The organism is Halomonas sp. 18071143 (genome assembly GCF_019211725.1).
In the GTDB taxonomy this organism is placed as follows: domain Bacteria; phylum Pseudomonadota; class Gammaproteobacteria; order Pseudomonadales; family Halomonadaceae; genus Vreelandella; species Vreelandella stevensii.
The window spans coordinates 3,451,168-3,476,469 of sequence record NZ_CP078120.1; the positions used below are offsets into that span (position 1 = coordinate 3,451,168).

General features: G+C 58.7%; 22 protein-coding genes and 2 pseudogenes. 10 read left to right on the forward strand and 14 right to left on the reverse strand.

All coding sequences use genetic code 11. The features are described 5' to 3' along the window. Window positions 1-146: 146 nt before the first annotated feature. Entirely contained in the window at window positions 147-1,073 is a 927-nt protein-coding gene (gene menA / locus KVY02_RS16185; protein WP_218313919.1) for a 1,4-dihydroxy-2-naphthoate octaprenyltransferase, read from the forward strand. A gap of 29 nt (window positions 1,074-1,102) precedes the next feature. On the opposite strand, the gene KVY02_RS16190 is transcribed toward menA, so the two are convergent. Continuing rightward, window positions 1,103-1,405: an antibiotic biosynthesis monooxygenase family protein gene (locus KVY02_RS16190; protein WP_016915196.1), complete on the reverse strand. Its 303-nt coding sequence runs from the start codon at window positions 1,403-1,405 to the stop codon at window positions 1,103-1,105. Between the two features lie 578 nt (window positions 1,406-1,983). Here KVY02_RS16190 and KVY02_RS16195 point away from each other — a divergent pair. The 3 genes from KVY02_RS16195 (at window position 1,984) to KVY02_RS16205 (ending at window position 4,600) form a co-directional block, all read left to right on the forward strand. After that, entirely contained in the window at window positions 1,984-3,108 is a 1,125-nt protein-coding gene (locus tag KVY02_RS16195) for an alkene reductase (RefSeq protein ID WP_218313920.1), read from the forward strand. Window positions 3,109-3,174: 66 nt separating this feature from the next. Then, the gene (locus KVY02_RS16200; RefSeq protein ID WP_218313921.1) at window positions 3,175-4,158 is read left to right on the forward strand and encodes an LLM class oxidoreductase; all 984 of its coding nucleotides are present in this window, start codon (window positions 3,175-3,177) and stop codon (window positions 4,156-4,158) included. A gap of 136 nt (window positions 4,159-4,294) precedes the next feature. Then, on the forward strand, window positions 4,295-4,600 hold the full coding sequence (locus KVY02_RS16205) for an ArsR/SmtB family transcription factor (RefSeq protein ID WP_218313922.1): 306 nt from the start codon (window positions 4,295-4,297) through the stop codon (window positions 4,598-4,600). Between the two features lie 65 nt (window positions 4,601-4,665). Here KVY02_RS16205 and KVY02_RS16210 read toward each other — a convergent pair. Then, a pseudogene (locus KVY02_RS16210) lies at window positions 4,666-5,316 on the reverse strand (aspartate aminotransferase family protein); the annotation flags it as partial. Between the two features lie 24 nt (window positions 5,317-5,340). Here KVY02_RS16210 and KVY02_RS16215 point away from each other — a divergent pair. Beyond that, window positions 5,341-5,598, forward strand: a pseudogene (locus KVY02_RS16215) (IS5/IS1182 family transposase); the annotation flags it as partial. Window positions 5,599-5,867: 269 nt separating this feature from the next. Here the strand turns inward: KVY02_RS16215 and KVY02_RS16220 are convergent. From KVY02_RS16220 to KVY02_RS16265, 10 genes are all read right to left on the reverse strand, one after another. Continuing rightward, window positions 5,868-6,170 carry a cupin domain-containing protein gene (locus tag KVY02_RS16220; protein ID WP_218313923.1) on the reverse strand — a complete coding sequence of 101 codons (303 nt, stop codon included), beginning with the start codon at window positions 6,168-6,170 and terminating at the stop codon, window positions 5,868-5,870. Between the two features lie 102 nt (window positions 6,171-6,272). Beyond that, the gene (locus KVY02_RS16225; RefSeq protein WP_218313924.1) at window positions 6,273-7,241 is read right to left on the reverse strand and encodes a helix-turn-helix domain-containing protein; all 969 of its coding nucleotides are present in this window, start codon (window positions 7,239-7,241) and stop codon (window positions 6,273-6,275) included. A 110-nt stretch (window positions 7,242-7,351) separates the two neighbouring features. Then, on the reverse strand, window positions 7,352-9,325 hold the full coding sequence (locus KVY02_RS16230; protein ID WP_218313925.1) for a hydantoinase B/oxoprolinase family protein: 1,974 nt from the start codon (window positions 9,323-9,325) through the stop codon (window positions 7,352-7,354). Next, on the reverse strand, window positions 9,322-11,367 hold the full coding sequence (locus tag KVY02_RS16235; protein ID WP_218313926.1) for a hydantoinase/oxoprolinase family protein: 2,046 nt from the start codon (window positions 11,365-11,367) through the stop codon (window positions 9,322-9,324). The genes KVY02_RS16230 and KVY02_RS16235 overlap by 4 nt, the downstream gene beginning before the upstream one ends. Window positions 11,368-11,726: 359 nt before the next feature. Continuing rightward, window positions 11,727-13,073 (reverse strand): purine-cytosine permease family protein, encoded by a 1,347-nt coding sequence (locus KVY02_RS16240; RefSeq protein ID WP_218313927.1) that lies wholly within the window; start codon window positions 13,071-13,073, stop codon window positions 11,727-11,729. A gap of 231 nt (window positions 13,074-13,304) precedes the next feature. Beyond that, entirely contained in the window at window positions 13,305-14,276 is a 972-nt protein-coding gene (locus tag KVY02_RS16245) for a 5-oxoprolinase subunit C family protein (RefSeq protein WP_218313928.1), read from the reverse strand. Continuing rightward, window positions 14,266-15,162 (reverse strand): 5-oxoprolinase subunit B family protein, encoded by an 897-nt coding sequence (locus KVY02_RS16250; protein WP_218313929.1) that lies wholly within the window; start codon window positions 15,160-15,162, stop codon window positions 14,266-14,268. The genes KVY02_RS16245 and KVY02_RS16250 overlap by 11 nt, the downstream gene beginning before the upstream one ends. Next, the gene (locus KVY02_RS16255; protein ID WP_218313930.1) at window positions 15,152-16,567 is read right to left on the reverse strand and encodes an acetyl-CoA carboxylase biotin carboxylase subunit; all 1,416 of its coding nucleotides are present in this window, start codon (window positions 16,565-16,567) and stop codon (window positions 15,152-15,154) included. Before KVY02_RS16255 ends, KVY02_RS16250 begins: the two co-directional genes overlap by 11 nt. Continuing rightward, a complete protein-coding gene (locus KVY02_RS16260) occupies window positions 16,564-16,812 on the reverse strand; it encodes an acetyl-CoA carboxylase (RefSeq protein WP_218313931.1) in 249 nt (82 codons plus the stop codon). Before KVY02_RS16260 ends, KVY02_RS16255 begins: the two co-directional genes overlap by 4 nt. A gap of 47 nt (window positions 16,813-16,859) precedes the next feature. Next, window positions 16,860-17,642 (reverse strand): 5-oxoprolinase subunit PxpA, encoded by a 783-nt coding sequence (locus tag KVY02_RS16265; RefSeq protein ID WP_218313932.1) that lies wholly within the window; start codon window positions 17,640-17,642, stop codon window positions 16,860-16,862. A gap of 111 nt (window positions 17,643-17,753) precedes the next feature. Here KVY02_RS16265 and KVY02_RS16270 point away from each other — a divergent pair, with 111 nt between their 5' ends. Next, on the forward strand, window positions 17,754-18,656 hold the full coding sequence (locus KVY02_RS16270; protein WP_218313933.1) for a LysR substrate-binding domain-containing protein: 903 nt from the start codon (window positions 17,754-17,756) through the stop codon (window positions 18,654-18,656). 337 nt (window positions 18,657-18,993) lie between these two features. Here the strand turns inward: KVY02_RS16270 and gabT are convergent, their stop codons facing one another. Continuing rightward, entirely contained in the window at window positions 18,994-20,265 is a 1,272-nt protein-coding gene (gene gabT, locus KVY02_RS16275) for a 4-aminobutyrate--2-oxoglutarate transaminase (RefSeq protein ID WP_218313934.1), read from the reverse strand. Between the two features lie 11 nt (window positions 20,266-20,276). Continuing rightward, entirely contained in the window at window positions 20,277-21,728 is a 1,452-nt protein-coding gene (locus tag KVY02_RS16280; RefSeq protein ID WP_218313935.1) for an NAD-dependent succinate-semialdehyde dehydrogenase, read from the reverse strand. A gap of 141 nt (window positions 21,729-21,869) precedes the next feature. Here KVY02_RS16280 and KVY02_RS16285 point away from each other — a divergent pair, with 141 nt between their 5' ends. The 4 genes from KVY02_RS16285 to KVY02_RS16300 all read left to right on the forward strand — a co-directional run bounded on the left by KVY02_RS16285 (window position 21,870) and on the right by KVY02_RS16300 (window position 25,295). Beyond that, window positions 21,870-23,297 carry an aminotransferase-like domain-containing protein gene (locus KVY02_RS16285; RefSeq protein WP_218313936.1) on the forward strand — a complete coding sequence of 476 codons (1,428 nt, stop codon included), beginning with the start codon at window positions 21,870-21,872 and terminating at the stop codon, window positions 23,295-23,297. Between the two features lie 34 nt (window positions 23,298-23,331). Next, complete coding sequence (locus tag KVY02_RS16290; protein WP_016915206.1) at window positions 23,332-23,988, forward strand: transglycosylase SLT domain-containing protein; 657 nt, start codon at window positions 23,332-23,334, stop codon at window positions 23,986-23,988. 11 nt (window positions 23,989-23,999) lie between these two features. Further along, the gene (locus tag KVY02_RS16295) at window positions 24,000-24,740 is read left to right on the forward strand and encodes a sulfite exporter TauE/SafE family protein (protein ID WP_218313937.1); all 741 of its coding nucleotides are present in this window, start codon (window positions 24,000-24,002) and stop codon (window positions 24,738-24,740) included. A gap of 177 nt (window positions 24,741-24,917) precedes the next feature. Next, entirely contained in the window at window positions 24,918-25,295 is a 378-nt protein-coding gene (locus KVY02_RS16300; protein WP_081194538.1) for a hypothetical protein, read from the forward strand. Window positions 25,296-25,302: the final 7 nt, after the last annotated feature.

A 25,302-nucleotide genomic window follows, 5' to 3' on the forward strand; every position in this document is an offset into this window, starting at 1 on the left:
CAGTGTGCGTCAGGACAGATACCTCTTTTTTGACCCAGGTCGTGGTTTTTGCCATTAATGATACAGAGTCGAATGTTCACTCTGCCCGATGGCTACACCGACCGGCCACGCTGACCAGTTCAGCGACTGCAACAGGAATGCTCACCATGGAACACACCGCCCCACACCGCCCACTCCATGCCTGGTTGCTCGCCGCACGGCTGCGCACCCTGCCGCTGGCCTGCGCCTCGATCCTGCTGGGTTCGGGCATGGCGGCGCAGGCGGGTGGCTTTCAGGGTGGGGTGCTGCTGCTGTCGCTGCTCACGGCCATTCTGCTGCAGGTGCTTTCCAACCTGGCCAACGATTATGGCGATGCCCAATCGGGGGTGGACGATGCTAGCCGCACCGGCCCCGTGCGGGCGGTGGCCAGTGGGCTATTGACCCCAGACGCCATGCGCCGGGGCATGCTGCTCACCGGGCTGGCGGCGGCCATAGCGGGGTTATCGCTGCTGTTCGTCGCTTTTGGCAGCGACCTGCGCAGCTGGCTGGTGTTCGTACTGCTGGGAGCCGCGTCCTTGCTGGCGGCCATCACTTACACCGTGGGGCTGGGCGGCAAGCCGTATGGCTATCGTGGGCTGGGGGACGTGGCGGTGTTCGTGTTTTTTGGGCTGCTGGGCGTGCTGGGTACCCTCTACTTGCATACCCAGAGCCTGAGCGGGCTGGCCATACTGCCCGCCGCCGTGTGCGGCTTGCTGGCTACCGCCGTGCTCAACGTCAACAACGTGCGCGACATCCACAGCGATGCCCGCCACGGCAAGATGACGCTGGCCGTGAGGCTGGGCAAACGGCGGGCCATTTACTACCACTGGGCGCTACTGGGCACCGCTCTGCTGCTGACGCTGGGGTATCTGCTGTGGCTACCCGTGCCCTGGGTGGGCTGGAGCTGCCTGGTGGTGGCCAAGCCGCTCTACGACGCCGGGCGCACGCTCAGCCGCACCGAGGATGGCGAGCAGCTAACGGGCATGCTCAAGAAAACCGCGCTTTCCACGCTGGTTTACAGCCTGCTGCTCGCGGTGGGGCTGGCGCTGGCCTGACGGCGCCCTGGGGCTTGGGGTCAAAGGCCTTACAGCACGACCTCATAGCCTTCGAATTTGGGCGGGCCAAGATAAATGCCTTCCGGCGATTTGGCATTGGCGTGGGCCTTGCGGAAAGCCTCTGACTTGGTCCAGGCGCGGAAGGCCTCTTCGGATTCCCACACGCTGTGGGAGATGAACACGGTGTGCTCTTCCTGGCTTTCGCCCTGCAGCATGTGAAACTCCTTGAAGCCCGGCACTTCCTCCAGGTGGGAATCGCGGTTGCGCCACACCTCCAGAAAATCCTCTTCGCGACCTGGGGCAATCCGAAAACGGTTCATGGCTATGTACATCGAGACTCTCCTGTTGAGCGGGAGTAGATAGAGTGATTACGCCAACGCTGGCTTGATGGTAACGTCTTCCGCTCATCACGAATAGATTGCGACGAACAGGCGTTACGGCTCATGGCTCAGCCCCCCCTTCAGGTCGCTTGGTTCAAACGTGATTTGCGCATTCACGATCACGCACAGCTCGCCCCCACCCTGCAAACCGGTTGTGCACAGAGTTATCCACAGATTTTCACTTTCCACAGTTATCCCCGAGCGCTGTGCATAACAGTGTTGGTGAGCGCTTGGTAACCTTCCGCGAGCCGCGTGTGGCGTGGTCTTTAGCGAGAAGTGCAAAAAATGATCGCTGTGAATGAGCGTGAAGAAACAACGGCTTACACAACTAAGTCAAGTAGTGCTGGAGAAGTGATTCACAAGTGAACTGGGCTCGCGAAACCGGCCGTGACATACATATATTGACATATATGAATATCGCGAATAGTCTACCCACGATCCGTGACCTGCTCCGCTCGGGTTCTTCTGACCTCATCGGCCATGGTTTTTGACCTCCAACATCGACTATTTTAGATATGCAGGTAAACGAAATGACACAATCAGAACTTTTCAAAACCACTCAGCTGGGCCCATACACCCTCAAGAACCGTATCGTTCTGCCGCCACTGACGCGTTCGCGTAGCTCCCAACCCGGCAATATTGCGAACGACCTGATGGCCACCTATTACCGTCAGCGCAGCGGTGCTGGCTTCATGGTGACCGAGGGCACACAGATTGAGCCCCGAGGACAGGGTTATGCCTGGACACCCGGCATTCATAGCCCGGAACAGATACAAGGCTGGCGTAAGGTCACCGACGCTGTTCACGCCGAAGGAGGGGTGATCTTTGCTCAACTTTGGCATGTGGGCCGCGTGTCGCACACATCGCTGCAACCCGGTGGTGAAGCACCCGTCGCGCCATCAGCCATCCGCGCGGACAACGTCAAGGTGTTCATCGAAACTGGCCCCGGCACGGGTACACTGGCCGACCCATCGACCCCACGAGCCCTGTCCACCGAGGAGGTAAAGGAACTGGTTGAGCTCTACGCCCAAGCAGCCCGAAATGCTCTGGAAGCAGGTTTTGACGGGGTGGAGCTTCACTGCGCGAACGGGTACCTGGTAAACCAGTTCATTTCGGCCCATACCAACCAGCGTGATGATGAATATGGCGGTTCGCTGCAGAATCGTCTTCGCTTCCTGCGCGAAATCACTCTCGCCGTTGCTGGTGTGGTCGGCAAGGAGCGCGTTGGCGTTCGCTTCGCCCCGCTGTTCGCGACCACAGACGAAGACCGCGTCTACCTCGGCTTGGTCGAAGAAGACCCTCACCAAACCTACATCGAGGCAGTGAAGATCCTCGAGGAAGTGGGCATTGCCTACCTGTCGCTCGCCGAAGCCGATTGGGACAACGCACCCGAGCTGCCTGAGACGTTCCGGGAAGCTGTTCGTAAGACCTTCAGCGGCAAGATTATCTATGCCGGCAAGTACACCGCTGAACGAGCAAATCGCGTGATAAACGCTGGCTGGGCCGACCTGATCGCTTTTGGTCGCCCCTTCATTGCGAACCCCGACCTGCCTGCGCGTATCGCCAACAACTGGCCGCTTAACCCACTTGATCCAGACAGCATGTACGGCGGTACCGATAAGGGCTACATCGACTATCCTACTTACACACCCTAAGCGCTCAGTGCCACGCCCCATAACTCAGGGGCGTGGCACTGCGTTTGCTGACCGAGGAAGTTAAGCATGTACCAACCGAGCACGATTCCTTACCAAGAGCATAGGGGATTCAAACGGACCTTCAGGCAGGGTCATCTAAGCCTTGGGCTGTTCTTTCCCCTGGAGGCTTTCCAGGGTGATACACCGAGCATGCTGGATCAGGTCGCGCTGGCCAAACGTGTAGAGGCACTTGGTTTTTCGGCGCTCTGGTTTCGCGACGTCCCGCTCAGGGACCCAAGCTTCGGCGATGTCGGCCAGGTTTTCGACCCTTGGGTGTATCTGGGCTACATCGCAGCCCATACAACAGAAATCGCACTAGGCACCGCCTCCATCGCCCTTACGTTGCGTAATCCCTTGCACACGGCAAAGGCCGCAGCGAGCATTGATCAGTTGAGCGGAGGTCGTTTGCTCCTGGGAGTAGCCTCTGGCGATCGTCCCGTGGAGTTTCCCGCATTCAGCGTTGATCCAGAAAAGCGTGGCGAGACCTTTCAAGAAAACCTCAATGTGATACGCCAAGCCCATCGAACACACTTCGAGCCCATTCGCTGGAGTCACGGCGAGTTACTGGGGGCCGATCTCGTTCCCAAACCTACGACTCGGGAAATACCGCTATTCGTAACCGGACATAGCCGCCAGTCGCTCGATTGGATCGCCCGTGAAAGCCATGGATGGATCAACTATCCACGTCCGCCAAAAATGCAGCGACTCATCGTGGAAGATTGGCGACAGGAAACGGCTAAACAATGTGGCACTATCTACAAGCCGTTCTTGCAATCGCTGTATATCGACCTGGACGAACACCCATCCACACCACCCTCGCCTATCCATCTAGGATTCCGGCTGGGACGTAACTACCTTCTGGCCTTGCTGGATACACTTCAGGAAATCGGTGTAGATCACGTCATCCTGAACCTCAAGTATGGTAAGCGCCCCGCAGCAGAGGTTATCGAGGAACTTGGCAAACATATCGTCCCTAAATTCGGCGCGCAGGTGCCCGATAGCCCTACCTGACAGGGCAATAGGATTCCACTCCAAGCCTGCCCATCACTGCGAAGGGCAGGCGCGGAGATCATGGTGAAGCCTTCCAATTTGCTGCGTGAATCAGGAAGATATCCAGATAGCGGAAAAGAGTAGGTATAAAAAATTCATGACTATTGACGTCAACGAAGCCCTGAAAGCATTGGCGAACCCGACGCGCCTTGCCATCCTCAATTGGCTCAAGGATCCCAGGACGAACTTTCCCGAGCAGGAGGTCGATCCGGAAACGGTAGGCGTGTGCGTCAGTATCATCCAAGAGCGCACGGGCCTCTCTCAGTCAACGACATCGCTTTATCTCGCAGCTCTACAGCGAGCGCAATTGGTGACATCGCAGCGGATCGGCCCTTGGACCTACTACAAGCGCCACGATGAGAATATCGATGCCTTCCTCAAGGCGCTGAAAGAAAGAATATAGGGATGGTCTGAAATGGTCATGTGTTTTGACTGACGATGGGCAGGCTCAGTCCTACCTCAACGCTATTAGCTCAGCGCATCCAACGACTGCTCAATAATACTCAACCCTTCCTCCAGCACTGCAGACGACACCGTCAGCGGCACCAGGATGCGGATACTGTTGCCGTAGAAGCCGCAGGAAAGGAGGATCAGGCCTTTCTCGCGGGCTTTGGCGCAGAGTGCGGCGGTGAGCTGTGGGTCGGGCTTGCCATCGCGGTTAAGCAGTTCGAACGCGGCCATGGCGCCGAGCTGGCGGCCGTGGGCGACGGCGGGGAAGCGTTCTTCCCAGGCGGCGAAGCGTTCGGCCAGCATGTTGCCCATCTGTTCGCTGCGGGCCAGGATGTTCTCTTCTTCGATGGCTTCGATCACCGCCAGGGCCGCCGCGCAGGAGAGCGGGTTGCCGCTGTAGGTGCCGCCCAGGGAGTTGGGGCCGGAGGCATCCATGACATTGGCGGTGCCGACCACGGCAGAGAGCGGCATGCCGTTGGCTAGGCTCTTGGCGGTGGTGAGAATATCCGCTTCGATGCCGCTATGCTCCAGCGCAAACAACTTGCCGGTACGGGCAAAACCGGACTGCACTTCGTCGGCGATCAGCAGAATGCCGTGCTCGTCACATAGCGCTCGCAGGGCTTTCAGGTAGTCCGGTGAGGCGATGTAGAAACCGCCTTCGCCCTGAACCCCGGCATGTGGAAGCATCTGGGGGAAGAAAAGGATGCCCCGGATTCCCGGTGCTGTGTTGCCGCCAAGCGTGGCGCCATCAAGAAGATGGACGACAGTCCGATGAAAGCGCTGCTGCTCAAGATCGAGAAGGCGAAGGCCAGCATCGGTGCCAAGGTCGAGCATCCGTTTCATGTGATCAAAAACCTCTTCGGCTACCGGAAGGTGCGCTACAAGGGGCTGGCCAATCTGGTGCTGGCGGCACGATGCGAAGGACGCGTTGACAGGGCCAGTGCGTCTTGAATCTGCCCTGCCAGCCGGATAATCCGGCTGGCAGGGGAAACAGACCACCTTCGCTGGTCAGAAAGCGACCGCTGATGCAGTGAAAGCGCCATTATGAGCGTTTCAGCCGCTTAGAGACGAATTGATCAGCGGTTCCTTAGTGTGATGTATTGTTGCATATTAGTACCTCCAATTAGGTGGCCAAATTCACTATGCCACTACGGATGAATGCTGCTGAATAAGGGGAGTGAAATAACGGGGCTGAATAAAGGCAACATAAGGAATCACCCCTATCGCTTCGCGCATCGCTGTTTTAGCTCAACCTCAATGAACGAAAAGGCGGTATCACCATTGTTGATCACATTGTGTTCGGTGCCTTCCACCCGGTTGTAGCAGACACCGGCTTGTAGAGCGACTTCACGGTTACCTTCCGGGGTTTCCAGCAACATCTGACCATCATGCAGGGGAATAATCACATAGTCATGGGCATGGGTATGCCAGCCGGTTTCCGCGCCAGGCGGAAAATCCCAACGGGTCACAATCACCTGATCGTTATCAATTTGCTGGTAGCTGCTGGCTTGTGATCTTGCCATTTTTCACTTCTATGTATTGAAAGAAACGCATTCAGAGAAACGTTCTGAGAGAAACATATCGATATCAGCGAGCCAAAAGAAATCCATTGAAAATCCGGGAAATCATGCGCTGTCATTTCGCAGTTCACTGGCGGAGATACCAAAGTGCTGCTTGAAGGCACGGCAGAACTGGGCCTGTTCGGAAAACCCCCAGCGATAGGCAATCTCACCGATGTTGACCCCTTGGGGGGAAGCAGCCAAGTCGCGATGCGCCGCTTCAAGGCGTTGCACTTTGACCCACTCTCGCACGGTATAGCCCGATCCGGAAAACAGTTTATGCAAATACCTTAGCGAAATACCGCAGAAGGCGGCAATACGGGCGGGCGTTAACTCCGGATCACCGAGATGGGCGGATATATAGCGTTCAATCCGCATCAGATGGGCTGTTTTCAGATGCGACTGGTCGCTATTGAGGACGCGCTCATCCTGCTCCAACACCAGCGACAGCATGCTTAATGCCTGTTCGAACAGGCGGTTCTGATCATCTGAACTGCATTCATTCACGCGCTGAGAGCAGATCATCAGAAACTCGACAAAGGCGCAGCCAATACCTTTCTGGGCGGAAAAACAGTGCTGCGAATAACGTTCCGGGCGGCGGATACGGTGATTCATCGCCTGACTTGGAATCTTGAATACCCACATATCGTTGGGGTCTTCATAGCCAAAGCGGTAGGGGGCATCCCCCTGTTCGACGATGAAGTGCCCCGGCGGGCAATCCAGGCTGCGCCCATGCTGGGAAAAGAACACCTGGGTGCGCAGCGGAATGGTGACCAGAAAAGAGGCATGGTCATCCTGGGCGATCTGCGACTGGCTGCGGGAGTATTCGGCCTTGTAGGAACACAGCCGCGACAGCGAGAAATCACTGCCCTCGGCCTTCCAGACCTTTAGGGAGCCCTGAAACGGAGCCTGGGCGTGGCCGTAGTTGAGGGTTAACGGAAAATAGGTCTGAGACACCAGTTGTGTCCAGCGCTGCTGGGAATCATACGATAACATGGCACTGGACTGACTGTTATCGAGGATGGCATTGTTCATTATCATTGCCTCTTCACCACATCAGAAGCAGCCCTGCCGCCACAGGTGGCAGAGCGCTTTATGCTCACTGTATGTTCACCTATGTGTTTTTGGCTGCGGCCAAGGCCCCCTTACCCCCAATGATCAGATGAGCGCTGACGCAGAGACTCACGGTATTGGCCGGTGGATTTTTCCAACAGCTCGCCGGTACCCCAGTCGAGCACCACACCGTAACGGCGAATCACATCCAACACGTCGAGCCCGCCATCACGATACTGCTGGGCGACCTGCTCAGGCGGTGTCTTGAGCCATTGGCGACGCTCGCGGCGAATACTGTCGCGCGTTTGGCGAGTGGCGTCATCATCAATACGGTAGTCATCGATATCCGGGTCGTGGACCTGAATCACCACCCCGTAATCAAGCGCGGCACGCGCCACCGAGACATAGCCGTCAATCACGTCTTCCAACACCTCCTCCGGCAGGCGCTCAAGCGGGTCACCGAAGCCGCCACCACCGGCTGAAGGCCGGGTGAAAGTATCGCCGGAATAAATGGGCACGTTAGAGAAGGTTGCACCCAGGTATTTTTCCTGGGGCGTGCCTTTGTTGACCCAGACCCCATGAGGGACGGACGGCAAGCCACCATTGATGCCCCAGGTCACTGAGCGGCCCCGGTCACAGCAATAGCTCATGACCGTCTTATCGACCTGCGTCAGCACGCCGCCCTTTTGCACGCCGCAGCCACCGCGGAAGCGCCCCGGCCCGCCGGAATCCATGCTGATTTCATGGCACATGGTCAGCACTGGGTTAAGGCGCTCCTGGCCTTCCACCGGCTGCACGGCAAGGCCGGTGCCGAACACCGGAGATGTCGCGGAGGAGCCGTCCTTGCTGTGACGCCCGCCCCAGCCACCGGCCATCCAGTCGTACCACATAAAGTAGCTGGTGGTGTCGGTGCGCCCGTCGTTACCGCCAATCAACAGGTACTCCAGATTGAAGGCACAGGCCATGGCCCGCTCCGGCATGATACCACTCCAGAGCTCGAAGATGCCGTTCATGATCTTTTCATAGGGGCCGGAACAGAAACCGGTTACCGCATGGGGCCAGCCGGCATTGACCACACTGCCCTCTTCGCCAATATTCGCGGTGACCGCCCGGTAGAAGCCGGAGTTGAGCGGCACATCCGGGAAGAAGGTCTTGGTGCCCGCGTAGATCGCCGAGTGGGTGGTGCCGTAACCGGAGTTCAGGAAGGTCGAGACTGCGGCTGCCGAGCCGGTCAGGTCATAGTGGATGCCATTGCCATCCAGCTTGAGCTTGATGCGAATGGGTACCATCCCTTCCCCAAGGGCCGGGTCAGCATCAATATAATCGACGGTTTCCCATTCGCCTTTGGGCATGTCCGCCAGGCTTTTCAGGACAATGCGTTCCACATAACCCTGGGTCTCCTGCATGGCGGCCACCACGGTGGCTTTGGAGTACTTTTCCACCAGACGCAGGATTTCCCGCTCACACACGGCGGTGGCCTCGGCCTGGGCCTGCAGGTCGCCCATGGCCTGGGCGGGGGCACGCGTGTTGGAGACAAGCAGCTGGGCCACATCATGCAGGAAGCAGCCCTGCTGCCATACACGAACCGGTGTGATCCGCAGCCCTTCGCTGAAGTGGGTGCTGGCATTGACATCAAACGACCCCGGCACGTTGCCGCCGATATCCGCCCAATGCCCCTTGTTCTGGGCAAAGCCGATAATCTCGTCATCAATGAAAATGGGCCGGATAAAGCTGACATCGTTCAGGTGGGTACCGCCCCGGTAGGGGTCGTTGATGGCAAACACATCCCCCGGCTGAATGTCACCGGCAAACTCTTCCAGCACCGCCTTACACTGGAAATGCAGGGTACCCACGTGCACGGCAATGTCGCCGCTGCCCTGCATGACCGTATTGCCCTTGGCATCGCACAGTGCCGAGGAAAAATCCCGCGAATAGATAACAAAAGAGTAGCAGGTCCGCAGAATCTGCTCGCTCATCAGGTCAACGCTGGTGGCAAAGGCGTTTTTCAATACTTCAAAGGTGACCGGATCAAGGGTGCCTGAATTATAGGTATTGGGCGAGTTCATGCGTACGCTCCTTTATCGAGAATCTGGATCCGAATATTTTTCCACTCATCAATGGATGCCCGGGTGTTGGGCGGCACGACGGTGGTGGAGTCGAGCTGGTCGATGATCGCCGGCCCGGACAGCTCCACGCCAGGCACCAGGGTATCGCGCACATAGACAGGGGTGTCGTGCCATTGGCCATCAAAGAACACCTCCCGACGGGCACCTGGCTCGGCGCTGGCATTGGCCACCTTTTCAAACGGCGCAAAGGAAGGCTTAGGCGTCTTGCCTACGGCACGCAGGTGCAGCTGATAGATCTCGACCGGCTGTTTGTCCTGACGGAAAGAGAACTGACGCTCGTGTTCCTGATGGAAGGTTTCCACGGCATCTTTGAGAAAATCGGCGTGGGTGTTCATCGACACCTGCAAAGAACGCCACTGGCCCTGGTAACGCATTGAAATACCGCGCTGTAGTACCACATCCTCATCGGCAACACCTTCATGGCGCAGGCGCTCTGCAGCCTCGGCTTCCAGGCCACGGAACTGCTTTTCAAGATCGGCGTTGTCGGCATCTGCGGCGGATGCGGTATACATCATCGACAGATCATGCTGAATATCCACCAGCAGACACCCCATGGCGGAAGTAACACCAGGGTTGGGCGGCACAATCACGGTAGGAATGCCAAGCTCCCTGGCCACATCCGCCCCGTGCAGGGCACCGGCACCGCCAAAGGCGATCAGGGCAAAGTCGCGCGGGTCCAGCCCACGGCGAATGGATACCAGACGCACGGCGTCGGCCATGTTGGCATTGGCCACTTTGAGGATGGCCTGGGCGGCATCGGCGGTTTCAAGCGCCAGCGGCTCGCCGATTTTCGAGCGGATCACCGAGGAAGCCTGCTCTCGGTTGAGTTCCAGTGCACCACCGGCAAGGCTTGTACCCAAACGGTTGAGCGCCAGGTTAGCATCGGTATTGGTCGGCTCTTCCCCACCGCGTTCATAACAGGCTGGCCCAGGGTCCGCCCCTGCCGATTGCGGCCCGTTGCGCAAGGCACCGGCAATATCAATATGCGCCAGCGAGCCACCTCCAGCGCCAATGGTCAGTACTTCAATACTCGGGAAGACAATCGGGTGACCATATTCCACCCCCCACTGTTTGGTCACGCGTAATTCGCCGTCATGGATCAGCGAGATATCCGTGGAGGTACCGCCCATATCCAGCCCAACGGCATTCTGATAGCCACACTGCTCGGCGATATGTTTGGCTGCAATGGCCCCGGCGGCAATCCCTGACGCTGCCAAACGAACCGGAAAATGCTTGGCCATGGCCGGGGTCATGGAGCCGCCCCCGGAGTGCAGCAGCAAGAGATCATTGGCGTAGCCACCGGCACTGAGCTCATCATCAAGCTGCTTGACGTAATCAGACACCAGCGGCCCCAACACCGTATTGGCCACGGCGGTATTGAAGCGGTCGTGCTCAAAGATCTCCGGCAGGATCTCGGAAGAGGTCGAGACGTTGGCCTCCGGCAGTTCCTCTTCGAGGATCTCGCGCATACGCTGCTCGTTCTTGGCGTTAGCGTAAGAGTTCATAAAGCAGACGGCGATGGTGGTGGTGCCGCGACGTTTTAACTTGCGCGCCAGAGCGCGGGCTTCGTCTTCATCCAGCGGGGTCACTATCTCGCCGGCGTAATCGACCCGCTCGGTGACTTCAAAGCGGTCACGGCGGCGAATGTAAGGCCCGCTGACATCAGCGTAGGCGTCCCACAGGTTGTCCTTGGTGCCATCGCGGATTTCGATCACATCGCGAAACCCCTTGGTGGTGACCAGAGATGCCTTGGGGAAGCGTCGGGTAATCAGGGCATTGGTGGCCACCGTGGTGCCATGAAAGAACAGATCGACATTCGATAACTCGATCTCGCCTCTTTTTACACCATTAATAACCGCTTGCATGGGGTTATTTGGCGTCGAAGGAACCTTGGTAACCCGAAACGCCTGGGTCGATGCGTTATAGATACACACATCGGTAAAGGTTCCACCAGCATCCACCGCCACTCTCAGATCGGGCATATGACACCTCGTTTATGTTTTTTAGTTAGATGATTTCCGTTTAACGCTTTTAGCTATCCTGCGGGCAAAACGGATAATCGACCTACCGGCTTTAAAACACTCTGATCAAGTCGCCAACTTCATCAGATGAATATTCAAATGTGCTATCAATATTGACAGGCAAGAATGAAACCGCTTTTTTATTATCGACATCAAGAATTTATTACTGGAAGAATACCGCTTATTTTTCACTCGCCTAAAAACATGGATAAATCGATTGAAAAAGCGTGGGTAGCCAGACACTAAAGGAACGCCGTTTGCTCTCACCTACCCACGCTATAAGACGAAGACCTCGGGTTAAGACATTAACGGTTTAACGCTTATTTCAGGCTGGCGACGTACCAGTCTTCCCGGGCAAAACGCAGCCCAAGTTCGTAGGCGATATAGGCAACGACAAAGGTCGCCGGTGCCGAGAACCCGGCGATGGCAGGCATGTTCATGATGACGATGCCTACCAGGGTGGCGCCACACCAGGCCACCAGGCCGCAGGGGTTGAAGGCCGGTATATAGGCGTTATCCAGCTCCACATGCCCATTGAAGCGGTCCTGATAAGTACGCGACAGAATATGCGCCAGCGCCACGCCGACCCAGGCCACCACAAAGACGCCCTGATAGGCCAGTGCCTGAAGAATGTAGGAGAAGACGTCCGCCATCATCAGTACATAGGCAATGACACCAATGGCGCAGCCCGCCACTATCTTGGACATCTGGATACCGGTGACCTTGCGGATAAAAGATTCAAAGTTGACGGTTGCCAGGTAAAAGTTGGCGGTGTTGATACGGCTCTGGGTCACCCATACCAGCAACAGACCACCAACGCCCATCAACTCAAGCAGGCCCAGCACGATAGAGGCTTCCGAGAGCCCATCGGTGGGGATCATGGAGTCCAGCAGAATGCCGACGATGCCACTGAACAGGAAGGTCATGGCATAGAAAGGAATACCAAAGGTTATCCGGGTGTGGAATTTGCTGTCTTCCTGGCGGCCGAAACGGGCGTAATCAAAGGTGAACATCATCAGCACCCAGACCCCCATATAGTAGGCAAAGGTCTGCAACCATCCCCATGGGGAGGCACCACCTTCCGGCACACGGGTCAACCAGCCGGAGGGATACCCGAACTCAGCCACCGCCATGCCCACGGCAATCAGCATCCCCACCACATACACCGGCAGGAGCACGCCATTGAACTTGTCCAGCCAGTGCTGAACACTGCCGAAAATCAAGGCCACCCCGAGCGCGACAACAATCGCCGTTGACACCGCCATGGGCAGCACACCGCTCCATTCCGAGAGCACCAGCGCCATCACATAGCCTTCAAAGACGGCATAATAAAGGGCAGTCGCAAAGAAGATCAGCGTCGCCACCACGGCCCCGAAATGGCCAAATAATACCTTAGAAAACAGGGCTACGGTTAAACCGGTTTTCATCGAGTACCGGCTGATGACACCATTGATAACTCCATAGGCAATCATAGTTAAAACAATACCGATCAACGCATTGGTGGTACCATAACTTCGTGCCATGGCCGCTGCCACTACCATATAAAAGATAGCGCTGCACACAGCCCACCAGGCCATCATTAGATTGATCTTGGGCATTCGTCCTTCTGGAGGAACGGGGCGTTCTGAAAAATCCAGATCGCTTGTTTCATTCTGTTGATTGCTCATTTCACTTCTCTCTTAGTGTTTGACTTTTTTTAAAAACAGCAGCCATCAATACCTTTTAAACACCCTACACGGTGTTTAATCAGCCAGCTGCCATCAAGTTTGTTGTTATCCTGCGAGAAGGCGTTAGAACACTCACACCATAGCGCTAATCCATTCAGGATGTTTGGCCTGCAGCGCACTGTCCGTTAGCCTGACGTGCACTGCAGGCAACGCCGTAAGGAATTCTTCGGCTTAGGGGATGTTTCTTAGCTGCTCCAGCACCTGCTGATAGCGGGCTCGCGCAGCCAACGCCTGCTCCAGCGTTACCTGAACAAAGCGAACTTTCTGATGGGGCTGGATTTGGCCTACGGTGTCCATATCGGCACTGATCACGGTGCCGATCATGGCGTAGCCACCCCCGGAAACCGCATCCCGGTGCAGAATGATCGGCTCGCTGCCACTGGGCACCTGAATCGAGCCAATCGGGTAACAGGCATCGACGATATTCGACGGGTCGTCACCGGCACCAAAGGGCGGCTCACGCTGGATGAAATCCAGTTTGCTACCGCCTTTCATGCGATAGCCGATGCGATCTGCCTCCGAGGCCACCGACCAGTCCTCCTGATAGAAGCGCTTGGCACTGTCAGGTTCTAGGCGGTGAGCATAAAGTCCCGGCATGACGCGCAATTCATAGCGCCTGGAAAACACAGGCACGAGATTATCCGGCAGGCTGCGCCCATTGATCGCCTTACCATGAACGGGCAACAGTGCCAGGGAGTCCCCCGCCTGCAGGGTGCGCCCGTGCAGCCCGCCCAGAGAGCCCAGCGCATAGGTGCTGCGGCTATCCAGCCGTTCGGGCACGTCTATGCCGCCCTCAACTGCCAGATAGAGCCGCGCCCCTGCCCTGACGAAATCAAAACTCAGGGTGGCACCGGCGGGTACTTCGAACACTTCATTGAGCGGCTGAGAGTCACCATCGACACGCGGCAGCATTTCGGCACCACAGGCGGCCACTTTACGTGTTTCGGTAAAGCGCAATTCCGGGCCCATCAGCGCGCATTCAATGACCGCTGCGCCTTCTGGATTGCCCAGCAGAAGGTTAGCTGCGATCAAGGAGCGCTGATCCATACCGCCAGACGGTGGAATGCCAAGATGGTAGTACCCCTGACGCCCTTTATCCTGGATAGATGACGCCAGGCCCGGCTTGATGACTTCAATGCTCATACAGTGCCTCCTTAACGCGACGTGCATAGCCATCCGGATCCTGGTTAAAGGCATCCAGATCAAAGGTGAAAGGTGTCACGGTTGGCGAGAACTGGCCTTTTTCAGCGCCGGCCAGCAGGGTGTCATACTCGTCACGCTCGACAGCTCGGTACTTGACGATATCCCCCGGGCGGAAATAGATCATGGAGGCATCGATATGCGGCTGTTCGTCGACGGGGTCATAGATGGGCATCGGGGTTACCCCGAACATCTGGTAACCACCAGCCCCGCGCACCGAATAGATCACGCTGAAACAGCCACCGATTCCGACCGTCTGTTTGGGGGTATCGGTGCGTGGGCGCAGGTATTTGGGCACTTGAATCTGCCGTTCTCGCGGCACCATCTGGTACATGAAGGGCAGCCCCGCCACAAACCCCACCATGGAGACAAACCAGGGAGTATCACTATGCGCCTTGATAAAGGCATCCACGCTGTCGTAGCCGTTGATGCGAGCGGCATACTCTAAGTCTGTCGCGTTGGGGTCCTGGTGATGGTCGCGAAAACGCATCAGGGTTTCATGGGTCCAGGGGTCGTTGTACAGCACCGGCACTTCAATGATACGGGTTTCCAGGGTACGTACCTGCTGGCTTGCTACCTCCTGCTCCAAGGCTTCAAGCTTTTCCTGAAGCGCCTGGGCCGTCAGCACATCCGGGTTGTAACGCACCTGATAGGACGCATTGGCCGGGCATATTTCCACCACCCCTGGCAGGGCAATCTCACGCAGGCGCTGGGTGATGGAAATGGAGCGGAAAAAGGCCTCCAGGGTCATTTCCTCGTTGAGTTCAACGAACAGAAATTCATCACCGGCCTGGCTGTAGCGGGTGGTGGCTGTCATCTCATTGCTCATTGATGGCCTCCTTTACAGTGGCATCGTGGGGGGTGGCCTTGTGCTGATCTGCCGCTGACGCAGAGGACTCAAGCCAACGCTCCAGAAAGTTGGTGTCAAAGGCACCCGCCTTGACATTGGCATCCTCGATCAGTCGCCGATGCAGGCTGGCCGTAGTGGTAAAGCCCTCCAGCCGGAACTCGTCCAGCGCCCGGCCGGCGCGCACCAGTGCCTGCTCTCGACTGGCATCCCAAACGATCAGCTTGGCCACCAGCGAATCGTAGAAAGGCGGCATCTTGTAGCCGTCGTACAGGCCGCTATCAACGCGAACGCCCGGGCCTGTCGGCCAGGTCAGGCCGTTGACGGTACCGAGTGAGGGGAAGAAATTCCGATCCGGGTCTTCGGCGTTGATGCGCATTTCAACCGCCCAGCCCCTCAGAGTGATGTCTTTCTGAGCAATGCTCAGCGGCTCTCCACCAGCCAGAATGATCATCGCCCTGACCAGGTCAAATCCGGTGACCATCTCGGTGACCGGATGCTCCACCTGAATACGGGTATTCATCTCGATGAAGAAAAACTCGCCCGTCTGGTCATCAAACAGGTATTCCAGGGTACCGGCCCCCCTATAGCCGACGTGCTCCGCCAGCGCTACCGCGGATTCACACAGACGCTGACGCGTGGGCTCATCCAGCGCGGGGGATGGCGCTTCCTCGAAGATCTTCTGGCGGCGACGCTGCAGGGAACATTCGCGTTCAAAGAAATGTACGGCGCGCTGGCCATCGCCCAGCACTTGCACTTCGATATGCCGCGCCTGGGTAATAAAGCGCTCCAGGTAAACCCGCCCATCGCCAAAAGCAGCCTGGGCTTCCGCCTGGGCCTGAGGCAATTGCTGGGCGAGCATTCCGCTGTCTTCGGCCACCCGGATACCGCGCCCACCGCCACCGGCAGCGGCCTTGATCAACAGCGGGTAGCCCACGTCTTCGGCCACCGTCTTGGCCTGATCAAGGCTTTCCACCGCCGTTGGTGAACCAGGCACCACGGGGACGCCGGCGGCCATGGCCGTCTGCCGGGCGCTAGCCTTGTCTCCCATGCGGGCGATAATATCCGCATCCGGGCCCACGAAGATCAGCCCGGCCTCCTGGACGGCGCGCGCAAAGTCAGCGCTTTCCGACAGGAACCCGTAGCCGGGATGCACCGCATCCGCCTGGCAGTTTCTAGCAGCGTCCAGGACAGCAGGAATATTGAGATAGCTTTTGGCGGCCTGGGCAGGGCCAATGCAGACGGCTTCATCCGCTTGGCGAACGGCCAGGGTGTCGGCATCCGCTTCGCTATGGGCCACGATACTGACAACCCCCAGCTCACGGGCCGCCCGCACGATCCGCAACGCTATCTCGCCTCGATTGACGATCAGCAGTCGGCGTATCATTCGCTGACCTCCAGGGTGGCAATCACGTCACCCGCTTCCAGCACGCTTTCATTCTCGGCAGAAAACCCCGTGACGGTACCTGTCATTTCGGCCTTGAGCTCTACAAACTGCTTCATCACCTCGATCAGGCCAATCACATCACCGGCATTGACCTGCTGGCCCTCATCCACATAAACGGGGTCATCCGGGGAAGGTTGACGATAAAAAACGCCAGGAAAGGGAGCGTGAATCTGTTGTGTTGTCATTGCGTTTCTCCTGTTGATTGGTCATTCGTCAGCGCCAGTCGCCTGGTTCAGGCGTTAGCCGTCGCTGAGGGTGTGGGGCGTGTTACCCGAATCCCGGCATCATCCAGGGCCTTACGCACGGCCTTAACCAGCGCCAGCGCCCCTGGAGTATCGCTATGAATACAGATAGACTGGAAATCCACCGCCACGGACTTGCCCGATACAGCTTCCACCGTGCCTTGCTGGCAGGCACGCAACACTTTCTGCGCCACTGTATCGGGGTCCAGGCGCTGCACCTTGCGCACGAAGACAATACTGCCTTCGTCGTTATAATCCCGGTCGGCATAGAACTCTTGCACTCTGGGCAGTCCTTGCATGCGTGCTGCCTCATCCAGCGCCGACCCCGCCAGACAATAGACAGGCAGCTGCGGTGCAACCCTGGCTAGGCCTTCACACAGCAATCCGGCAAAGTCGGCATCCTTGGCGGCGTGCATGAACAAGGCCCCATGCAGCTTGAAATGCTGCATGTTAAGACCTTCCAGATGCGCCAGCTCGCGCAGGGCCCCCAGTTGATAAAGGGCATCGTTGACGAGCTCTTCCGGTGCTGCGGCAATCGCCCGCCGCCCGAATCCCACCAGATCACGAAACCCCGGATGCACACCGACCCCGACGCCGTGGCGGGCAGCCAGCTGCAGGGTCGCTCGCATGGTACTGGGGTCGCCGGCATGAAAGCCGGCGGCGATATTGGCCGAACTGATCAATGGCATGATATCGGCATCAACACCATCCCCTATTGACCAGGCACCGAAGCTTTCTCCCATATCCGCATTCAGATCAATTGTTGTGGTCATTACGTCTCTCCTTGGTCGTCGCATTTATTAATGACAGTTAAGAAGAGACATTGGTAATATTAATTCTTGTAGAATGATATCAAAAAATCCGAAGGCAGGAGTCAGACGCCCATGATGCGCGATTTATCCCTGCGTAAGCTGCGTTATGTGATGGCGGTGGCCAAAAGCGGGCGCGTCATACAGGCCGCGGTTGACCTGAATGTCTCGCAGTCCTCAATCACCACCGGGGTCAAGGAGGTGGAGGAACAATTGGGGGTGGCGCTGTTTCGCCGAACCAGCCGAGGGATGATCCTGACCCGCGAAGGCAACCGCTTTCTACAACGGGTCAACTACGCCTTTCAGGCGTTAAATGATGCTTTTGATAGCCTGGAAGACACCCACTCCACGCTCAAGGGAACCTTGAGGCTGGCGATGACCTATACGGTCGCAGGGTATTTCATGCCGCCTTTGCTGGCGCAGTTTCAGCGACGCTACCCCTGGGTCAGGGTGGAATTACACGAGGTGCCGCGCCCGGATATCGAGCAGGGTCTAAAGGCGGGTGATTTCGATTTGGCCACCATACTGACGTCCAATATTGAACATTACCAGTGGCTGGAAACACTGACGCTGACGCAGTCTAAACGGCGGCTTTGGGTAAACGGGCAACACGAACTCCTCAAGCAGGAGCACATCACGCTCAGAGATATTGCCCATTATCCCTATATCATGCTGACCGTGGATGAAGCGGACCAGTCCGCCATGAAATACTGGAAACCAGAAGGGCTAACGCCTAACATCCTGTTTCGCACCTCCTCGGTGGAGGCGGTGCGCAGCATGGTGGCCAATGGCACCGGCATCACACTGCTTTCCGATATGGTATACCGGCCCTGGTCGCTGGATGGCAAGCGCATCGAGCATATTGAATTGAGCAACCCCATCCCGCCCATGGAACTGGGGTTATCCTGGCCGCGACACCGCCCGTTAAGCCCCGCAGCCAAGGCGTTTCGTGAGCTGGCTCAAAGTTATTCGGCGTAACGCGCTCATGCGCCTGTTCATGGGTTAGGCGACGAGTTTGCCAATTCAAGGGCATCCACGTTGCGATCAAAGGCCACCATTTGCGCAATGTCTCCGCTTTGTACCGCTTTCACCGGACAAGCGGGGTTTCGATCACATCCTCACTGCCGGGATGATCCATGGCGGCCACCAGGGCAATATCCCACTCCACGCCGGTTACTCGGGGCATGGTAGAGAAACCCTGTAGGGATACCACAAACACTTAGCGCAAATGCAGGTTCAAAAATAGAATTGCCCGCCAATTACCCACCACTTTCGCAGTATGGCGACGGCGAGCTGTGTAAAGCTTCGTCGTGTGTTAACAAAGCGCTTCCAACGACTGCTCAATAATACTCAACCCCTCCTCCAGCACCGCAGACGACACCGTCAGCGGCACCAGAATGCGGATGCTGTTGCCGTAGAAACCACAGGAAAGGAGGATCAGGCCTTTCTCCCGGGCTTTGGCGCAGAGCGCGGCGGTGAGCTGTGGGTCGGGCTCGCCGTCACCGTTGAGCAGTTCAAACGCGGCCATGGCGCCGAGTTGACGGCCGTGGGCGACGGCGGGGAAGCGTTCTTCCCAGGCGGCGAAGCGTTCGGCCAGCATGTTGCCCATCTGTTCGCTGCGGGCCAGGATGTTCTCTTCTTCGATGGCGTCGATTACCGCCAGGGCCGCCGCGCAAGAGAGCGGGTTGCCGCTGTAGGTGCCGCCCAGGGAGTTGGGGCCGGAGGCGTCCATCACCTTGGCGGTGCCGACCACCGCAGAGAGCGGCATGCCGTTGGCGAGGCTCTTGGCGGTGGTGAGAATATCCGCTTCGATGCCGCTATGCTCCAGCGCAAACAACTTGCCGGTACGGGCAAAACCGGACTGCACTTCGTCAGCGATCAGCAGAATGCCGTGCTCGTCACATAGCGCTCGCAGGGCTTTTAGGTAGTCCGGTGAGGCGATGTAGAAACCGCCTTCGCCCTGAACCGGCTCGATCACGATGGCCGCCGTGCGGTGCGGGGCGATATCGGTCTTGAACAGCGTGCGAATGGCGTTCAGCGAGGCTTCTTCGCTAATGCCGTGCAGCGGGTTGGGGAACGGTGCGCGGAACACGTCGCCCGGCATGGGGCCGAAGTCGTTCTTGTAGGGCAGCACCTTGCCGGTCATCGCCAGGGTCATCATGGTGCGGCCGTGGAAGGCACCGTCAAACGTGATGATGCCGGTGCGGCCAGTGGCGGCGCGGGCGATCTTCACGGCGTTTTCCAGCGCTTCGGCGCCGGTGTTCACCAGCATGGCTTTGCGCTCGGGGCCGCGCACCGGGGTGAGTTCGCAGAGCTTCTGGCACAGCTGCACGTAGGGCGCGTAGGAAATGACCGCCGCGCTGGTGTGCATGACTTTCTTGAGCTGCGCTTCCACGGCGGCCACGATTTTCGGGTGGCGGTGGCCCAGGTTGAGCACGCCGATGCCGCCCGCGAAGTCGATCCAGCGGTTGCCGTCGGCGTCCCACAGCTCGGCGTTTTCGGCGCGCTCGGCAAACTGGGTGGTGGGCGTGGCGGCACCGTTAGCCACGAAGCGGTTTTTCAGTTCATTCAATTCTTGGTTAGTCATCATCGTTCTCTTTACAGGCCGCCTACGCAGACGTATTTCAGTTCGGTAAATTCATCCAATCCGTGGTGGGAGCCTTCACGGCCCAACCCGGACTCCTTCACGCCGCCAAAGGGCGCCAGCTCGGTGGAGATCAAGCCTTCGTTCACGCCCACCATGCCGTATTCAAGCGCTTCCATGGTGCGCCAGATGCGGCGGTAATCCGTGGCGTAGAAGTAGGCAGCCAGGCCAAACGGCGTGTCGTTGGCCATGGCGATGGCTTCTTCGTCCTGCTTGAAGCGGAACACCGGCGCGACTGGGCCGAAAGTCTCTTCATCGGCCACGGCCATTTGGGTGGTCACATCCGCCAGCACCGTGGGGGTGAAGAAGCGCTCGCCCGCCGCGTGGGGCTGGCCGCCGCACAGCAGCCGCGCGCCTTTATTTACCGCGTCATCGACGTGGCGCTGCACTTTATCCACCGCTGCCTGGTTGATCAGCGGGCCGATGATGCTGCCGTCGGCTAGGCCGTCTCCTACCTTGAGTGCGTTCACGCGTTCGGTGAGCTTGGCGACGAAGGCATCGTAAATGCCGTCCTGCACCAGGAAGCGGTTAGTGCATACGCAGGTTTGCCCGGCGTTGCGGAACTTGGAGGCGATGGCACCGTTCACGGCGGCGTCCACATCGGCGTCGTCAAACACGATGAACGGCGCGTTGCCGCCCAGCTCCATGGCGGTTTTCTTCACCGTGCTGGCGCACTGTGCAAGTAAGTGCTTACCCACCGGGGTAGAGCCGGTAAACGACACTTTGCGCACCCGTGCATCGGTGGTGAGCACTTCGCCCACGGCGGCAGGCTTGGAGGCCGTTACCACGTTGATGGTGCCGGCGGGAAGGCCCGCTTCCAGCGCCAGGTAGGCGGCGGCCAGCGCGGTGAGCGGGGTGGCTTCGGCGGGTTTGATGACCACGGTGCAGCCCGCAGCCAGGGCCGGGGCGCACTTGCGGGTAATCATCGCCAGCGGGAAGTTCCACGGGGTGATCGCGGCCACCACGCCTACCGGCTCGCGCAGTACCAGCAGGCGCTTGTCAGCGCCGTGGCTGGGCAGGGTTTCCCCGGCCATGCGCTTGGCTTCTTCGGCGAAGAACTCGATGAACGAGGCGCCGTAGGTCACTTCGCCTTTAGCTTCCGCCAGCGGCTTGCCCTGCTCCAGGGTCATCAGGCGGGCCAGGTCGTCGGCGTGCTCATTGACCAGCTCAAACCAGCGGCGCAGCAGGGCCGAGCGCTGTTTCACCGGGGTGGTGCGCCAGGCGGCACCGGCTTCGTAAGCGGCAGCCACGGCGTCGCGTGTGTCGTCGGCGCTTAAATCCGCCACGTGGGCGATGGTTTCGCCGGTGGCGGGGTTGTCCACCGCGAAGGTCTGCTGGCCCTTACGCCACTGCCCGCCCACCAGGGCCGGTACGGCATCGTGCAACCACTGTTCTATAAAGCTCATAACATTCTCCTGGTCTAAAACCTAACAAGCACGCTAGCAGCAAATCTTAGGCAGGAGAATGCACCACTTTTGCGTTCAAGCAGACCACTTTTCTGTTTTACTACGATATTGAAAGAGCATTATCGACAAGGGAGAACTTGGATGGATTGCCAAGTCGCTTTACAACAACTCATAAAAAGCTATGCGCAGCAGCCTGAACGGTTGAGTAAGCAAGTAAGGTTAGAGCAGGCATTAAGGCAATCGATCAATCAAGAGTGGCCTCACCAAACTCGACTACCTTCACATCGCAAGCTTGCGGCAGCCTTAGGAGTCGCTCGGAACACCTTTTCTTTAGCGGTTGCCACGCTTATCGAAGAAGGACTGCTTACAACCTCACACGGCAGTGGAACGTGGAGCTGTAAAGTGGCGGCTCCCACCATCTCAACGCCCACCAAGGTACAACTATCCAATCGTGCCCAGCGAGTACTGCGATGGCCGGGGGCAAGTACTGTTCAAAGCGGCGCCTTCGTGCCGGGCATTCCCGATATCGCTCAGTTCCCGATGCGCAAGTGGCGCCAGCTCTATGCCAGCGTCACGGTGCCGCAAAACGCCCTGCTGCTCTCCTACTCCACCGGCGGCTACGGGCCGCTGAAGCGGGCCATCCGCGAATTTCTGGCCCGCTGGCGCAATATTCACTGCGATACTGAGCAGATCATCATTACCGACGGCACCCACAACGGCATCGAGCTGTGCGCCGTGGCCCTGGCGGATGTGGGCGACACGGTGGCCATGGAGTCGCCCTGTTACTGGGGGGCGCGCAACGTCTTCACGGCGGCGGGCTTGAACATCGACATGCTGCCTTGGCAGCCGGACACGGGCCATACACTGCCCACCGCTTCCGGCCCGGTCACGCTGGCTTACCTTACCGGCTCGCACCACTACCCGCTCAGCGTGCCGACCCGTGCCGCCCACAAGCAGCGCTTGTGCGAGGCGCTTGCGCCCCGCTATGTGGTCGAGGATGACTACGAGTTCAACCGGGACGATCATGCCAATCTACTTTTTGATACCACCTCTGAGCGCCATTTGCTGGTAGGCTCGTTCTCCAAGATGATGTTTCCCGGCCTGCGGCTGGGCTATCTGGTGGTGCCGCGCCACTTGGCGGGGCCAATGAACCGCCTGCGCAGCGAGCTGTTTCGCGAGGGCCGCATGCTGGACCAGGCGGTGCTGGCCCAGTTCATCTTCGACGGCGACCTGGATGCCTGGTGTCGGCGTATTCAACGGGATTATCTAGGCCGCCAGCAGGTGCTGCACGACCAGCTGTGCTCGCTGCCTCAGGTGCGCTCGGTCTCGCCGCCCAGCAGTGCCATCAGCCTGTGCGTGGAGTTCGCGCCGGGCGTTAACGACGTGGCCATCGCCCAGGCGCTGCTGAAAGAGCACTTGATCGTGCGGCCTTTGAGCCCGGTGTGCGCCGCCTCTGACCCTCGCGTGGGCCTGGTGATGGGGGTGGGTATGCTGTCGGGGGAAACCCTGGCACGCGAAGCGCAGCGCCTGCGCCGCTGCCTGGAACCACTGCTGCGCCAGGGGCACTGACCCCGTATAACCACTTATTCACAAGGAACGTCCTATGCATCGCCCTGTTGATAACTCTCTGGCCTGGCGCCTATGGTTGAGCATCGCGGCGCTGTTGCTGCTGTCGGGGTGTGCCTCATTGGCGCCCAGCCCGCCACAGGACCAGAGCAACATCTGCGAAATCTTCCGCGAGCAGCCCAGCTGGTACGACTATGCGCGGGAGTCTCAGGAGCAGTGGGGCACGCCGATTGCCACCCAGATGTCGTTCATTCAGCAGGAGTCCTCGTTCCGTAGCCATGTGCGCCCCGACCGCAAGCGCTACCTGGGCTTCATTCCCGGCCCGCGCCCTTCATCGGCCAGGGGCTATGCCCAGGCACAGGACCCGGTGTGGGGCGAATACCGCGACCAGGCGGGCAGCATGTTTGCGCGGCGCACTCACATGAAGCACGCCACCGACTTCATCGGCTGGTACAACGCCCGCACCCGCGCGCAAACCGGCATTTCCCTGAGCAACCCCGAACACCTTTATTACGCTTACCATGAAGGCGCGGGCGGCTATCAGCGTGGCACCTACCGCAATAAGCCCCACGTGCTCAGCGCGGGCCGCCAGGTCGCCCAGCGAGCCGGGCGTTATCAAGCCCAGCTGAACAGCTGTGAAGCCGAGTTTCAGTGTCGACGCTTCTATCAGGTCGGGCCCTTTTGCCGTAGCTGAGGGCACGCATCATGACCCTGTGGGTAGGTAGCCTATTCGTTGGCGTGGTGTTTTTTACTTCCCTACTGTCTGGCGTGTTTGGCATGGCGGGCGGGCTGGTGTTGCTGTGGTTTCTGCTGGTGATCTTCCCGGCAGGCACCGCCATGGCCGTGCATGGGGTCATTCAGCTGACCGCCAATGGGTCGCGGGCGTGGCTATCGCGACACTTCATCGTCTGGCGGATCGTGGCGCTCATGACGCTGGGGGTTACGAGCGCCGCCGGGTTGCTGCTGCTCTTCAACTACGCGCCCAACGCGGCGACGGTGTCGCTGCTGATCGGCCTGATGCCGCTACTGGTCTGGATGCCCAAACACTGGTTTCAACTGGACGCCAAACGTCCCAGCCATGCCGTATGCTGCGGCCTGGCCTCCGGCGGCCTGACCATCGCCGCCGGGGTGTCTGGCCCGCTGATCGACATCTTCTTCGTGCGCTCCCACATGGACCGCCGCCAGGTGGTGGCCACCAAGGCGATGATTCAGGTCGTCGCCCACTCCATCAAGATCATCTTTTACCTGGGGGCAGCGCTGGCACTCAGCGCTGGCGAGTGGGCCATGGTGTTGCTGGCCGCGCCCTTTGCCATGCTGGGCACCCAAACCGGCACGCGGATCCTGCACCGCCTGACCGATGCCAACTTCCGCACCTGGACCCGCTGGATCGTCACCGGCATTGGGGTGTTCTACTTCCTGCAGGGGGTTTACCTGCTGACACGCTAAGCGTTGATGGCACTTACAGCACCCATGGGTTGGCGAATGTCAGCCTGCCCGCTCATAGCCTGTGATTGACACTGCGATTGAAGGAGGCTATCTTCACCAAAAGATGCAAATGAGAAACACTCTCTTTTTAGCCATCCCCCTGGCAGAGAAAGAGCCGTTGAGGTGAAGGAACGTCCCATGACCAGTGAACAGCGCCAGCTTCGTCAAACCCTGCTGTTTTTACGCACGTCGTTTGAAGCCGTTCAGCACTCGATTGCAGGAAGGCTGGAAGATCCGCTGCCCTGCTGGCTGGATAGCAGCATGCTCTCCCTGCTCTCCCGCGAGCTGACCCGCTGCTGCCAGCAAGCCAAGCCACTATTCGCCCCGGCGGTGGTCGAGCAGCTGTTCATCGCCTCGCAGCAGTGCGACCTGCTGCTCAAGCAGTGCCCCGGCGTGCTCAGCAGCGCCGTCTGCCACCGCCAGCTCAGCGCCATCATGCTGCCGCTCACCAGCGCCATCGGACAGATCGACACGCCCGCCAAGCGCCGCTGGCCTTGGTCAAAGAGCCGTCTCTAACCGTTTG

Excerpts from the sequence above, each read along its gene's own strand:
- menA (WP_218313919.1), top strand. The coding sequence starts at position 147 with ATGGAACACACCGCCCCACACCGCCCACTCCATGCCTGGTTGCTCGCC.
- KVY02_RS16190 (WP_016915196.1), bottom strand. The coding sequence starts at position 1,405 with ATGTACATAGCCATGAACCGTTTTCGGATTGCCCCAGGTCGCGAAGAG.
- KVY02_RS16195 (WP_218313920.1), top strand. The coding sequence starts at position 1,984 with ATGACACAATCAGAACTTTTCAAAACCACTCAGCTGGGCCCATACACC.
- KVY02_RS16200 (WP_218313921.1), top strand. The coding sequence starts at position 3,175 with ATGTACCAACCGAGCACGATTCCTTACCAAGAGCATAGGGGATTCAAA.
- KVY02_RS16205 (WP_218313922.1), top strand. The coding sequence starts at position 4,295 with ATGACTATTGACGTCAACGAAGCCCTGAAAGCATTGGCGAACCCGACG.
- KVY02_RS16220 (WP_218313923.1), bottom strand. The coding sequence starts at position 6,170 with ATGGCAAGATCACAAGCCAGCAGCTACCAGCAAATTGATAACGATCAG.
- KVY02_RS16225 (WP_218313924.1), bottom strand. The coding sequence starts at position 7,241 with ATGAACAATGCCATCCTCGATAACAGTCAGTCCAGTGCCATGTTATCG.
- KVY02_RS16230 (WP_218313925.1), bottom strand. The coding sequence starts at position 9,325 with ATGAACTCGCCCAATACCTATAATTCAGGCACCCTTGATCCGGTCACC.
- KVY02_RS16235 (WP_218313926.1), bottom strand. The coding sequence starts at position 11,367 with ATGCCCGATCTGAGAGTGGCGGTGGATGCTGGTGGAACCTTTACCGAT.
- KVY02_RS16240 (WP_218313927.1), bottom strand. The coding sequence starts at position 13,073 with ATGAGCAATCAACAGAATGAAACAAGCGATCTGGATTTTTCAGAACGC.
- KVY02_RS16245 (WP_218313928.1), bottom strand. The coding sequence starts at position 14,276 with ATGAGCATTGAAGTCATCAAGCCGGGCCTGGCGTCATCTATCCAGGAT.
- KVY02_RS16250 (WP_218313929.1), bottom strand. The coding sequence starts at position 15,162 with ATGAGCAATGAGATGACAGCCACCACCCGCTACAGCCAGGCCGGTGAT.
- KVY02_RS16255 (WP_218313930.1), bottom strand. The coding sequence starts at position 16,567 with ATGATACGCCGACTGCTGATCGTCAATCGAGGCGAGATAGCGTTGCGG.
- KVY02_RS16260 (WP_218313931.1), bottom strand. The coding sequence starts at position 16,812 with ATGACAACACAACAGATTCACGCTCCCTTTCCTGGCGTTTTTTATCGT.
- KVY02_RS16265 (WP_218313932.1), bottom strand. The coding sequence starts at position 17,642 with ATGACCACAACAATTGATCTGAATGCGGATATGGGAGAAAGCTTCGGT.
- KVY02_RS16270 (WP_218313933.1), top strand. The coding sequence starts at position 17,754 with ATGATGCGCGATTTATCCCTGCGTAAGCTGCGTTATGTGATGGCGGTG.
- gabT (WP_218313934.1), bottom strand. The coding sequence starts at position 20,265 with ATGACTAACCAAGAATTGAATGAACTGAAAAACCGCTTCGTGGCTAAC.
- KVY02_RS16280 (WP_218313935.1), bottom strand. The coding sequence starts at position 21,728 with ATGAGCTTTATAGAACAGTGGTTGCACGATGCCGTACCGGCCCTGGTG.
- KVY02_RS16285 (WP_218313936.1), top strand. The coding sequence starts at position 21,870 with ATGGATTGCCAAGTCGCTTTACAACAACTCATAAAAAGCTATGCGCAG.
- KVY02_RS16290 (WP_016915206.1), top strand. The coding sequence starts at position 23,332 with ATGCATCGCCCTGTTGATAACTCTCTGGCCTGGCGCCTATGGTTGAGC.
- KVY02_RS16295 (WP_218313937.1), top strand. The coding sequence starts at position 24,000 with ATGACCCTGTGGGTAGGTAGCCTATTCGTTGGCGTGGTGTTTTTTACT.
- KVY02_RS16300 (WP_081194538.1), top strand. The coding sequence starts at position 24,918 with ATGACCAGTGAACAGCGCCAGCTTCGTCAAACCCTGCTGTTTTTACGC.